The following is an 11420-nucleotide window of genomic DNA, read 5'->3' as shown; positions in this document are numbered from 1 at the left end:
GGAACTTGTTCGCACCTTCCCTAGGAAAAAGTGTGAGCCAGATCTACACTCTTACCTACAGGCAATTAATCGCCTTCAGACCTTAGCATTAATTCAAGTAAGAGAAGATACCTATGAAAAATATCAAAGCGACGGCTGCTGTCATCGTGCTTTCTGCGCTGTCCTTCGGCGTGTTTGCAGCCGTTCCGGTCACCAACGCACCGTCTGATAACACGACACAAGTTGGCATCACGCATGCCTCTGATGTGGAAGCAGGTTCAAATATCGCTCCTGGTTCCCAGTCAACTGGCCAAAGTATGAATGATGCGTTTAATGTTCATACCCTGGTTGCTGGCGAATGGTCTTAATATCTTCATCAGTGTCCAGACGTCTATTCAGCCAAATATCGTAATGAAAAAACCGGATATTGATGTACCGGTTTTTATTTTGTCATAAACAGTAAAGTAATATTGAAATATCTTTTTTAATTTATTGGATGCATCTGTGTACATCGCGAAATAACGCAAAGTACCATTTATTAACGGCGTGACGGTTCAACCCCAAATCATTGCTGCCCACCTTAACATCAGCATTGCCGCGCAAATGACGAGCAGTACCACAACCATTTTCCAGTGTTTTTTGGCAAAGCGATTTTTTGGCATGGTTCTTTCCTGGTCAGTAACAATGATTACCGCATAGTGTAACAAAGACGGCAGGGCGCCAGTGAATTGATTTACATCATAGATGGCGCGTTGATTGTCGCTTTGAACGACCCGTAATGCCGTGTACACTGTCAGGCGGTGTTATCAAAAAGCGGGTGTAGGTTACAGCGTTGCCAGTCAGGTAATGCGTGACATATTTCGCAGAGTGAAGCGGGAATCAGCCCACACCTTTTTGATAAATTTTAAATAGTGAAACTTTGTATGTGCTCTTACGTGTGGGGCACCACTGCAAATAAGGATATAACATGCCTGTTATTACTCTTCCTGATGGCAGCCAACGCCATTACGACCACGCTGTAAGTCCCATGGATGTTGCGCTGGACATCGGTCCAGGTCTGGCGAAAGCCACTATCGCTGGCCGTGTAAACGGTGAGCTGGTTGATGCTTCCGATCTGATTGAACAGGATGCGAAACTCTCCATCATTACCGCTAAGGATGATGAAGGTCTGGAGATCATTCGTCACTCCTGTGCGCACCTGTTAGGGCACGCGATCAAACAACTCTGGCCGCACACCAAAATGGCGATCGGACCGGTTGTTGACAACGGCTTTTACTACGATATCGATCTTGACCGTACGTTAACCCAGGAAGACGTCGACGCGCTCGAAAAGCGGATGCACGAGCTCGCTGAGAAAAACTACGATGTCATTAAGAAGAAAGTCAGCTGGTACGAAGCGCGTGAAACGTTCGTGAAGCGTGGCGAGACCTATAAAGTCTCTATCCTTGATGAAAATATTGCCCATGATGACAAGCCTGGCTTGTATCATCATGAAGAATACGTCGATATGTGCCGTGGCCCGCACGTGCCGAACATGCGTTTCTGTCATCACTTCAAACTGATGAAGACCGCTGGGGTATACTGGCGCGGCGACAGCAACAACAAGATGCTGCAGCGCATTTATGGTACTGCATGGGCCGATAAAAAAGCGCTGAGTGCCTACCTGCAACGTCTGGAAGAAGCGGCTAAACGCGACCACCGTAAAATTGGTAAGCAGCTTGACCTGTATCATATGCAGGAAGAAGCGCCAGGTATGGTGTTCTGGCATAACGATGGCTGGACAATTTTCCGTGAACTGGAAGTTTTCGTTCGTTCGAAACTGAAAGAATACCAGTATCAGGAAGTGAAAGGCCCGTTCATGATGGACCGTGTGCTGTGGGAAAAAACAGGGCACTGGGACAACTACAAGGATGCGATGTTCACCACCTCTTCAGAGAACCGTGAATACTGCATCAAGCCAATGAACTGCCCAGGCCACGTTCAGATCTTCAATCAGGGTCTGAAATCGTATCGCGACCTGCCGCTGCGTATGGCGGAATTTGGTAGCTGTCACCGTAACGAACCGTCAGGTGCGCTGCACGGTCTGATGCGCGTACGTGGCTTCACTCAAGATGATGCGCATATCTTCTGTACCGAAGAGCAGATTCGTGATGAAGTTAACGCCTGCATTCGTATGGTCTACGATATGTACAGCACCTTTGGCTTCGAGAAAATCGTCGTCAAACTGTCCACTCGCCCCGAGAAACGTATCGGTAGCGATGAAATGTGGGACCGTGCTGAAGCGGACTTAGCGGTTGCGCTGGAAGAAAACAACATCCCGTTTGAGTTCCAACTGGGTGAAGGCGCATTCTACGGTCCGAAAATTGAATTTACCCTGTATGACTGCCTCGATCGCGCATGGCAGTGCGGTACTGTACAGCTGGACTTCTCTCTGCCGTCTCGTCTGAGCGCCTCTTATGTTGGCGAAAACAACGAGCGTCAGGTACCGGTAATGATTCACCGCGCGATTCTTGGGTCAATGGAACGTTTCATTGGTATCCTGACCGAAGAGTTCGCTGGCTTCTTCCCGACCTGGCTTGCGCCGGTTCAGGTTGTGGTCATGAATATTACCGATTCGCAGTCTGAATACGTCAACGAATTAACGCAGAAACTACAAAATGCGGGTATTCGTGTAAAAGCAGACTTGAGAAATGAGAAGATTGGCTTTAAAATCCGCGAGCACACTTTACGTCGTGTCCCTTACATGTTGGTCTGTGGCGACAAAGAGGTAGAAGCAGGCAAAGTTGCCGTGCGTACCCGTCGTGGCAAAGACTTGGGCAGCCTGGACGTAAGTGAAGTTATCGAGAAGCTGCAACAAGAGATTCGCAGCCGCAGTCTTCAACAACTGGAGGAATAAGGTATTAAAGGCGGAAAACGAGTTCAAACGGCACGTCCGAATCGTATCAATGGCGAGATTCGCGCCCTGGAAGTTCGCTTAACAGGTCTGGAAGGCGAAGCTTTGGGTATTGTGAGTCTGAGAGAAGCTATCGAAAAAGCTGAAGAAGCTGGAGTAGATTTAGTTGAAATCAGCCCTAACGCCGAACCGCCAGTTTGTCGTATTATGGACTACGGCAAGTTCCTTTATGAAAAGAGTAAATCTTCTAAGGAACAGAAGAAAAAGCAAAAAGTTATCCAGGTTAAGGAAATTAAATTCCGTCCTGGCACCGACGATGGCGATTACCAGGTAAAACTCCGCAGCCTGGTACGCTTTCTGGAAGAGGGTGATAAAGCTAAGATCACGCTGCGTTTCCGCGGCCGTGAGATGGCTCACCAACAGATCGGTATGGAAGTGCTTACGCGCGTCCGTGACGATCTGAGTGAACTGGCAGTGGTCGAATCCTTCCCTACGAAGATCGAAGGCCGCCAGATGATCATGGTGCTCGCTCCTAAGAAGAAACAGTAAGGCCTTCAAGTAGCAATTCCTGTGGAGCCTACGGGCTTCGCAGGTTTTGTTCGCCTATGTTTCGTTTATTAACAATGCGAAGTGGAAGTTATTAAAATGCCAAAAATTAAGACCGTACGCGGTGCTGCTAAGCGCTTCAAAAAAACCGGTGGTGGTGGATTTAAGCGTAAGCACGCAAACCTGCGTCATATTCTGACCAAAAAATCTACTAAGCGTAAACGTCACCTGCGTCCAAAAGGCCTCGTGTCTAAAGGCGATCTGGGTCTGGTTATCGCGTGCCTGCCGTACGCATAAGCCGTTAACGTTTAATTAATTTTTTTACTAAGAATATAGATACAGGAGAGCACATATGGCTCGCGTAAAACGTGGTGTAGTTGCCCGTGCACGTCACAAGAAAATTTTGAAACAAGCTAAAGGCTACTACGGTGCGCGTTCTCGCGTATACCGCGTTGCCTTCCAGGCTGTTATCAAAGCTGGTCAGTACGCTTATCGTGACCGTCGTCAGAAAAAGCGTCAGTTCCGTCAACTGTGGATTGCGCGTATCAACGCAGCAGCACGTCAGAACGGTATTTCTTACAGCAAATTCATCAACGGCCTGAAAAAAGCCTCTGTTGAAATCGACCGTAAGATCCTGGCTGACATCGCAGTATTCGACAAAGTAGCGTTCACCGCTCTGGTTGAAAAAGCGAAAGCAGCTCTGGCATAAGCCGGTGAAAAGAGGGAGCCTGGCTCCCTCTCTTTTATTTGTAGCGTAATCAATTAGTTGACAATTCACCCGTAAGCCTTTTCAATAAAGGTTGTCCGGTTTTTACTACATAAGGTAACGCAAGCATGAATGCTGCTATTTTCCGCTTCTTTTTTTACTTTAGCACCTGAATCCGGGAGGCTAGCGCGTGAAAGAAGAAACGGAAAACAGCGCCTAAGAGCCTCCCTGGTGGAGGCTTTTTTTATACACGTAATCCTTCAAGCGGCCCCTGTATTGGCTGCATTTTGCTCTCTTGCCGCCTGGATGCAACTTGAATGATTTTGTGTATATATGAGCGACATATGAATATCGCCACACAACGAGGAAAACCATGTCACATCTCGCAGAGCTGGTTGCCAGTGCAACGGCCGCCATTAACCAGGCTTCAGATGTTGCCGCATTAGACAATGTCCGCGTCGAATATTTGGGAAAGAAAGGGCATTTGACCCTGCAAATGACAACCCTGCGCGAACTGCCGCCTGAAGAGCGTCCGGCAGCAGGTGCGGTTATCAATGAAGCCAAAGAGCAGGTACAGCAGGCGCTGAACGCGCGTAAAGCTGATTTAGAAAATGCTGCGCTGAATGCACGTCTGGCAGAAGAAACCATTGATATCTCCCTGCCGGGCCGTCGTATTGAAAACGGCGGGTTGCATCCGGTCACACGTACCATCGACAGGATTGAAAGCTTCTTCGGTGAGCTCGGATTTACCGTGGCGACGGGACCGGAAATCGAAGATGACTACCACAACTTCGATGCGCTGAATATTCCAGGCCATCACCCGGCGCGTGCTGACCACGACACGTTCTGGTTTGACGCCACGCGCCTGCTGCGTACCCAGACCTCTGGCGTGCAGATCCGCACCATGAAAGAAAAACAGCCGCCAATCCGCATTATCGCACCGGGCCGCGTGTATCGTAACGACTACGATCAGACGCACACCCCGATGTTCCATCAGATGGAAGGCTTGATTGTTGATACCAACATCAACTTCACCAACCTGAAAGGCACGCTGCACGATTTCCTGCGTAACTTCTTTGAAGAGGATCTGCAGGTACGTTTCCGTCCTTCCTATTTCCCGTTCACTGAGCCTTCTGCGGAAGTTGACGTAATGGGAAAAAATGGCAAATGGCTGGAAGTGCTGGGCTGCGGTATGGTCCACCCGAACGTGCTGCGTAACGTTGGTATCGACCCAGAAATCTACTCAGGCTTTGCCTTCGGTATGGGTATGGAGCGTCTGACCATGCTGCGTTACGGCGTCACCGATCTGCGTTCTTTCTTCGAAAACGATCTGCGTTTCCTCAAACAGTTTAAATAAAGGCAGGATAAAACAATGAAATTCAGTGAACTGTGGTTACGCGAATGGGTAAACCCGGCAATTGATAGCGATGCGCTGTCAAACCAGATCACCATGGCGGGCCTCGAGGTCGACGGCGTTGAAGCCGTTGCCGGTGAATTTAACGGCGTAGTGGTCGGTGAAGTGGTTGAGTGCGGCCAGCACCCGAACGCAGACAAACTGCGTGTCACCAAAGTTAATGTGGGCGGCGATCGTCTGCTGGATATCGTCTGTGGCGCACCTAACTGCCGTCAGGGATTAAGAGTCGCCGTGGCGACCATCGGTGCCGTTCTGCCGGGCGATTTCAAGATTAAAGCCGCCAAACTGCGCGGTGAGCCGTCAGAAGGGATGCTGTGCTCGTTCTCTGAGCTGGGTATTTCCGATGATCATAACGGGATTATCGAACTGCCGGCGGATGCGCCGATTGGCACCGATATCCGCGAATACCTGAAGCTTGACGATAACACTATCGAAATCAGCGTTACGCCGAACCGCGCCGACTGCTTAGGCATCATCGGTGTTGCACGCGATGTTGCGGTACTGAACAAAGCCCCGCTGGTTGAGCCGGAAATCGTCCCTGTGGCGGCGACAGTTGATGACGTGCTGCCAATCCAGGTTGAAGCTGTTGACGCCTGTCCGCGCTATCTGGGCCGTGTGGTTAAAGGTATTAATGTTAAAGCACCAACGCCGCTGTGGATGAAAGAGAAACTGCGTCGTTGCGGGATCCGTTCCATCGATGCCGTGGTTGATGTGACCAACTATGTACTGCTCGAACTGGGTCAGCCGATGCATGCGTTCGACAAAGACCGCATTGAAGGCGGAATTGTTGTGCGTATGGCAAAAGAGGGTGAGACCCTGGTATTGCTGGACGGCAGCGAAGCAAAACTGAATGCGGATACGCTGGTTATTGCTGACCACAACAAAGCGTTGGCAATGGGCGGCATCTTTGGCGGAGAGCACTCTGGTGTGAATGATGAGACGCAAAACGTCCTGCTGGAATGTGCGTTCTTCAGCCCGCTGTCCATTACGGGTCGCGCGCGTCGTCACGGTCTGCACACCGATGCCTCTCACCGCTATGAGCGTGGCGTCGATCCGGCGCTGCAGCACAAAGCCATGGAGCGTGCAACGCGTCTGCTGATTGATATCTGCGGCGGCGAAGCCGGTCCGGTTATCGATGTGACGACCGAAGCCACGCTGCCAAAACGCGCAACCATTACGCTTCGTCGTAGCAAACTGGATCGTCTGATTGGCCATCATATTGCCGATGAGCAGGTGAGCGATATTCTGCGTCGTCTGGGTTGTGACGTGACGGAAGGCCAGGATGAGTGGCTGGCGGTTGCACCGAGCTGGCGTTTCGACATGTCGATTGAAGAAGACCTGGTCGAAGAAATTGCCCGCGTATACGGTTATGACAATATCCCGAATACGCCTATTCAGGCAGGCCTGATCATGGGGACGCATCGCGAAGCAGATTTATCGCTGAAGCGTGTCAAAACCATGCTCAATGATAAAGGCTACCAGGAAGTGATCACCTACAGCTTCGTCGACCCGAAAGTTCAGGCGCTGCTGCATCCGGGTGAAGAAGCGCTGTTGCTGCCAAGCCCAATCTCAATCGACATGTCGGCAATGCGTTTGTCCCTGTGGACCGGCTTGCTGTCTACGGTGGTGTATAACCAGAACCGTCAGCAGAACCGCGTGCGTATTTTCGAAACGGGTTTACGTTTTGTTCCCGATACCCAGGCTAACCTCGGGATCCGTCAGGATCTGATGTTGGCAGGTGCGATCTGCGGCAACCGTCATGATGAACACTGGAACCTGGCAAAAGAGGCCGTTGATTTCTATGATCTGAAAGGCGATCTGGAAGCGGTTCTCGACCTGACCGGTAAACTGGGTGACATTCAGTTCAAAGCTGAAGCCAATCCGGCATTACATCCGGGCCAGTCTGCGGCGATTTATCTGAAAGGTGAACGTATTGGTTTCATTGGGGTTGTTCATCCTGAGCTGGAACGTAAACTGGATCTGAACGGTCGCACTTTAGTGTTTGAACTGGAGTGGAACAAGCTCGCAGACCGCGTGGTGCCTCAGGCTCGTGAAGTTTCTCGCTTCCCGGCGAACCGCCGTGATATCGCCGTGGTGGTGGCAGAAAACGTTCCCGCTGCGGATATTTTATCCGAGTGTAAGAAAGTTGGCGTAAATCAGGTAGTTGGCGTAAACTTATTTGACGTGTACCGCGGTAAGGGTGTTGCGGAGGGTTATAAGAGCCTCGCTATCAGCCTGATCCTTCAGGATACCAGCCGTACACTTGAAGAAGAGGAGATTGCCGCTACCGTCGCCAAATGTGTAGAGGCATTAAAAGAGCGATTCCAGGCATCATTGAGGGATTGAACCTATGGCGCTTACAAAAGCTGAAATGTCAGAATATCTGTTTGATAAGCTTGGGCTTAGCAAGCGGGATGCCAAAGAACTGGTCGAGCTGTTTTTCGAAGAGATCCGTCGTGCTCTGGAAAATGGTGAGCAGGTAAAACTCTCTGGTTTTGGTAACTTCGATCTGCGTGATAAGAATCAACGCCCGGGACGTAACCCGAAAACGGGCGAAGATATTCCCATTACAGCACGGCGCGTGGTGACCTTCAGACCCGGACAGAAGTTAAAAAGTCGGGTCGAAAACGCAACGCCCAAAGAAGAGTGATTTGACGTTCCGCTAAGTCACTTACGCCGCCATCAAAGCGGCAGTGAAAAGCATGACGTATATATACCCTAAATACTTCGAGTTGCAGGAAGGCGGCGACGCAGCGAATCTCCAGGAGTGTACATAAGTACGTGACTGGGGTGAGCGAGTAAAGCCAACGTACATGCGGCTGGAAGTATGACGGGTATAACTAAAAAGGCCGCTCTGCGGCCTTTTTCCTTTCCACTACCGAATCAGCACCGTAAAATCCCCCCATCTCTTTTCAGCAGAATGGAAAACATGCTGACCTTCGCCCATCAACAACAGCGACGAAATGTACGCTGGATATTGTCTCTGTCAGCGCTGATGCTGCTGGCAACGATCCTCAGCCTGTGCGCAGGCGAACAGTGGATTGCGCCCGGCAACTGGTTTAGCGCCCGTGGCGATCTGTTCGTCTGGCAAATTCGACTTCCTCGTACGCTGGCCGTACTGCTGGTCGGTGCCGCGCTGGCGCTGTCCGGTGCTGTGATGCAGGCGCTGTTCGAAAACCCCTTAGCCGAACCAGGCCTGTTGGGCGTGTCTAACGGCGCAGGCGTTGGACTCATCGCCGCGGTGCTATTGGGGCAGGGCCAGTTACCCGGCTGGGCGCTGGGCCTGTGCGCGATTGCCGGGGCGCTGATCATCACGCTTATCCTTCTGCGTTTTGCCCGCCGCCACCTGTCGACCAGCCGTCTGCTGCTGGCGGGCGTGGCGCTGGGTATTATTTGTAGCGCCTTGATGACGTGGGCTATCTACTTCTCAACCTCTTTTGATCTGCGACAGTTAATGTACTGGATGATGGGCGGCTTTGGCGGTGTTGACTGGCAGCAGGCCTGGCTGATGGTCGCGCTGCTGCCCGTTTTACTGTGGATTTGCTGTCAGTCGCAGCCGATGAATATGCTGGCGCTGGGGGAGACGTCTGCGCGCCAGCTAGGGCTGCCTTTATGGTTCTGGCGGAACCTGCTGGTGGTGGCCACTGGCTGGATGGTGGGGGTCAGCGTGGCGCTTGCTGGCGCCATTGGTTTTATCGGTCTGGTTATCCCGCATATTCTGCGACTGTGTGGATTAACCGATCATCGCGTATTGCTGCCTGGCTGTGCGCTGGCGGGGGCTATTGCATTACTGTTAGCGGATGTTGTGGCACGTCTGGTGCTGGCGTCGGCTGAACTGCCTATCGGCGTGGTAACGGCAACCATGGGTGCACCGGTATTTATCTGGTTATTGTTAAAATCCGGGCGCTAGACGTCTGCGGTTCGGACTATGATTAAACACGGAAAATTGATCGCTGACTATCCACCTGGAGATGCTATGCAAGACACTATTTTCAATACCGAAGTGACGGCTATCGACGGAGATGTCGTCTCATTACAAGCGTATGCCGGAAAAGTTCTGTTAATTGTTAATGTTGCCTCAAAATGTGGATTAACGCCGCAGTATGAGCAACTGGAGAATCTGCAGAAAACATGGCACGAGCAGGGATTTACCGTGTTGGGGTTCCCCTGCAATCAGTTTCTCGGTCAGGAACCCGGTAGTGAAGAGGAAATTAAAACCTGGTGCAGTACTACCTGGGGCGTTACTTTCCCCATGTTCAGTAAAATAGATGTCAACGGCGAAGCGCGCCATCCGCTGTATCAGAAGCTGATTGCCGCCGCGCCCACCGCCGTAGCTCCAGCCGACAGTGGGTTTTATGCGCGCATGGCGAGCAAAGGGCGCGCGCCGCTCTACCCGGACGATATTCTGTGGAATTTCGAGAAGTTTTTAGTCGGGCGCGATGGCCAGGTTTTACAGCGTTTTTCACCCGATATGACGCCTGAAGACCCCATCCTTGTGGAACATATCAACGCGGCGCTGGCAAAATAATGTCTCCTTTGATGCAGCTCCAGAATGTGGCGGAATCGACCCGGCTTGGCCCGCTTTCCGGTGAAATAAGGGCCGGGGAGATCCTACACCTTGTCGGACCCAACGGCGCAGGAAAAAGCACGCTGCTGGCGAGGATGGCGGGGTTAACGACCGGTGAAGGAACCATCGTGTTGGGTGATGTGCCGCTCGATGACTGGCCTGCGGCAAAACTGGCGCAACATCGCGCTTATCTTGCGCAACAACAAAACCCCCCGTTTGCCATGCCGGTTTGGCATTTTCTGACGCTGCATCAGCCTGATAAAACGCGTACCGATTTGCTGCAGGAGACGGCCGACGCGCTTGGGTTGGGTGATAAACTTGGACGTGGGTCGAATCAGCTTTCTGGCGGCGAATGGCAGCGGGTGCGTCTTGCGGCGGTAATACTGCAAATTTGTCCGCAGGCTAATCCGCACGGCCAACTGTTGCTGTTAGATGAACCGATGAACAGTCTGGATGTTGCGCAACAAAATGCGCTGGACCGCCTATTGGGCCGACTCTGTCAGCAGGGAATTGCAATTGTGATGAGCAGTCATGACCTGAACCATACGTTGCGTCATGCGCACAAAGCCTGGTTACTCAAGCGCGGGAAGCTGCTGGCCAGTGGTACGCGCGATGTGGTGCTGACGCCGACTAATCTCTCTCAGGCTTATGGCGTAAACTTCCGTCGTCTGGATATCGAAGGCCACAGAATGCTCATATCAACCACTTAAGTTAAATGGGCTCTTGAAAACCCCATTATTTCCACGCTAAATTGGCGCAAGAATAAAAAATAGAGGATTCGTCCTGCATGCGTTTTTGGCTTCTTTTTATCACAGCTTTGTTTTTGGCAGGGTGCAGTAGCCATCGCGCTCCCGCACCCAATGCCCGGTTATCGGACTCTATCGCCGTGATTGCCGGTCTTAACGACCAGTTACAGCACTGGCGTGGTACACCTTATCGTTATGGAGGAATGAGCCGGAGCGGCGTGGATTGTTCTGGCTTTGTACTGATGACGATGCGCGATAAATTCGACCTGCAATTACCACGCGATACGCGCACGCAGTCAAAGATTGGTACCGAAATTGATAAAGATGAATTGCTACCAGGCGATCTGGTTTTCTTTAAAACCGGATCGGGTGAAAGCGGGCTACACGTCGGTATTTACGATACCAATAATCAATTTATTCATGCCTCTACCAGTCGTGGCGTGATGCGCTCCTCGCTTGATAATGTCTACTGGCGTAAAAATTTCTGGCAGGCGCGACGTATTTAAATCTCCCGGGTGATGGGGCTGGTCATGTATGAAGCAGTTCCATCATCGCCATTTAAAGTCAAC

14 protein-coding genes and 1 other annotated feature are annotated in these 11420 nt (G+C 51.4%); of the genes, 13 read left to right on the top strand and 1 reads right to left on the bottom strand.

Going from position 1 to position 11420, the window contains the following annotated elements:
* The first annotated feature begins 113 nt into the window (after nt 1-113).
* Nucleotides 114-347 carry a hypothetical protein gene (locus tag FDW95_RS00805; RefSeq protein WP_096757255.1) on the top strand — a complete coding sequence of 78 codons (234 nt, stop codon included), beginning with the start codon at nt 114-116 and terminating at the stop codon, nt 345-347.
* Between the two features lie 186 nt (nt 348-533).
* Here FDW95_RS00805 and yniD read toward each other — a convergent pair whose 3' ends face one another.
* Nucleotides 534-641, bottom strand: a complete 108-nt coding sequence (gene yniD, locus FDW95_RS00800; RefSeq protein WP_096757254.1) for a small membrane protein YniD — start codon at nt 639-641, stop codon at nt 534-536.
* Nucleotides 642-946: 305 nt separating this feature from the next.
* Between yniD and thrS the strand changes: the two genes are divergently transcribed.
* The 12 genes from thrS (at nt 947) to FDW95_RS00740 (ending at nt 11357) form a co-directional block, all read left to right on the top strand.
* Nucleotides 947-2875, top strand: a complete 1929-nt coding sequence (gene thrS / locus FDW95_RS00795; protein WP_137363383.1) for a threonine--tRNA ligase — start codon at nt 947-949, stop codon at nt 2873-2875.
* 3 nt (nt 2876-2878) lie between these two features.
* On the top strand, nt 2879-3421 hold the full coding sequence (gene infC, locus FDW95_RS00790) for a translation initiation factor IF-3 (RefSeq protein WP_071830666.1): 543 nt from the start codon (nt 2879-2881) through the stop codon (nt 3419-3421).
* Between the two features lie 96 nt (nt 3422-3517).
* Complete coding sequence (rpmI, locus tag FDW95_RS00785; RefSeq protein WP_003030583.1) at nt 3518-3715, top strand: 50S ribosomal protein L35; 198 nt, start codon at nt 3518-3520, stop codon at nt 3713-3715.
* 55 nt (nt 3716-3770) lie between these two features.
* The gene (rplT, locus tag FDW95_RS00780) at nt 3771-4127 is read left to right on the top strand and encodes a 50S ribosomal protein L20 (protein ID WP_003030578.1); all 357 of its coding nucleotides are present in this window, start codon (nt 3771-3773) and stop codon (nt 4125-4127) included.
* Nucleotides 4128-4247: 120 nt separating this feature from the next.
* Nucleotides 4248-4372 (top strand) — a sequence feature (Phe leader region).
* The gene (gene pheM / locus FDW95_RS00775) at nt 4253-4297 is read left to right on the top strand and encodes a pheST operon leader peptide PheM (RefSeq protein ID WP_001386830.1); all 45 of its coding nucleotides are present in this window, start codon (nt 4253-4255) and stop codon (nt 4295-4297) included. It overlaps the preceding feature by 45 nt.
* A gap of 125 nt (nt 4373-4497) precedes the next feature.
* Complete coding sequence (gene pheS, locus FDW95_RS00770) at nt 4498-5481, top strand: phenylalanine--tRNA ligase subunit alpha (RefSeq protein WP_045442121.1); 984 nt, start codon at nt 4498-4500, stop codon at nt 5479-5481.
* 15 nt (nt 5482-5496) lie between these two features.
* Nucleotides 5497-7884, top strand: a complete 2388-nt coding sequence (pheT, locus tag FDW95_RS00765; protein WP_115258661.1) for a phenylalanine--tRNA ligase subunit beta — start codon at nt 5497-5499, stop codon at nt 7882-7884.
* Between the two features lie 4 nt (nt 7885-7888).
* Nucleotides 7889-8188, top strand: a complete 300-nt coding sequence (gene ihfA, locus FDW95_RS00760) for an integration host factor subunit alpha (RefSeq protein WP_003030571.1) — start codon at nt 7889-7891, stop codon at nt 8186-8188.
* Nucleotides 8189-8467: 279 nt separating this feature from the next.
* Nucleotides 8468-9448, top strand: a complete 981-nt coding sequence (gene btuC, locus FDW95_RS00755; protein WP_096757251.1) for a vitamin B12 ABC transporter permease BtuC — start codon at nt 8468-8470, stop codon at nt 9446-9448.
* A 66-nt stretch (nt 9449-9514) separates the two neighbouring features.
* Nucleotides 9515-10066 carry a glutathione peroxidase gene (locus tag FDW95_RS00750; protein WP_115258660.1) on the top strand — a complete coding sequence of 184 codons (552 nt, stop codon included), beginning with the start codon at nt 9515-9517 and terminating at the stop codon, nt 10064-10066.
* Nucleotides 10066-10815: a vitamin B12 ABC transporter ATP-binding protein BtuD gene (gene btuD, locus FDW95_RS00745; RefSeq protein ID WP_115258659.1), complete on the top strand. Its 750-nt coding sequence runs from the start codon at nt 10066-10068 to the stop codon at nt 10813-10815. The genes FDW95_RS00750 and btuD overlap by 1 nt, the downstream gene beginning before the upstream one ends.
* Nucleotides 10816-10892: 77 nt before the next feature.
* A complete protein-coding gene (locus FDW95_RS00740; protein WP_096757248.1) occupies nt 10893-11357 on the top strand; it encodes an NlpC/P60 family protein in 465 nt (154 codons plus the stop codon).
* Nucleotides 11358-11420 lie beyond the last annotated feature (63 nt).

It is taken from the genome of Citrobacter sp. wls718 (assembly GCF_005280945.1).
Lineage (GTDB): Bacteria > Pseudomonadota > Gammaproteobacteria > Enterobacterales > Enterobacteriaceae > Citrobacter > Citrobacter gillenii.
The sequence above is the reverse complement of the archived record's forward strand: the minus strand, read 5'-3'. Positions and strand labels throughout refer to the sequence as shown.

Coding starts and splice junctions, on each gene's coding strand:
- btuD (WP_115258659.1), top strand. CDS start 10,066: ATGTCTCCTTTGATGCAGCTCCAGAATGTGGCGGAATCGACCCGGCTT.
- btuC (WP_096757251.1), top strand. CDS start 8,468: ATGCTGACCTTCGCCCATCAACAACAGCGACGAAATGTACGCTGGATA.
- FDW95_RS00805 (WP_096757255.1), top strand. CDS start 114: ATGAAAAATATCAAAGCGACGGCTGCTGTCATCGTGCTTTCTGCGCTG.
- rplT (WP_003030578.1), top strand. CDS start 3,771: ATGGCTCGCGTAAAACGTGGTGTAGTTGCCCGTGCACGTCACAAGAAA.
- thrS (WP_137363383.1), top strand. CDS start 947: ATGCCTGTTATTACTCTTCCTGATGGCAGCCAACGCCATTACGACCAC.
- FDW95_RS00750 (WP_115258660.1), top strand. CDS start 9,515: ATGCAAGACACTATTTTCAATACCGAAGTGACGGCTATCGACGGAGAT.
- pheT (WP_115258661.1), top strand. CDS start 5,497: ATGAAATTCAGTGAACTGTGGTTACGCGAATGGGTAAACCCGGCAATT.
- pheS (WP_045442121.1), top strand. CDS start 4,498: ATGTCACATCTCGCAGAGCTGGTTGCCAGTGCAACGGCCGCCATTAAC.
- FDW95_RS00740 (WP_096757248.1), top strand. CDS start 10,893: ATGCGTTTTTGGCTTCTTTTTATCACAGCTTTGTTTTTGGCAGGGTGC.
- rpmI (WP_003030583.1), top strand. CDS start 3,518: ATGCCAAAAATTAAGACCGTACGCGGTGCTGCTAAGCGCTTCAAAAAA.
- yniD (WP_096757254.1), bottom strand. CDS start 641: ATGCCAAAAAATCGCTTTGCCAAAAAACACTGGAAAATGGTTGTGGTA.
- ihfA (WP_003030571.1), top strand. CDS start 7,889: ATGGCGCTTACAAAAGCTGAAATGTCAGAATATCTGTTTGATAAGCTT.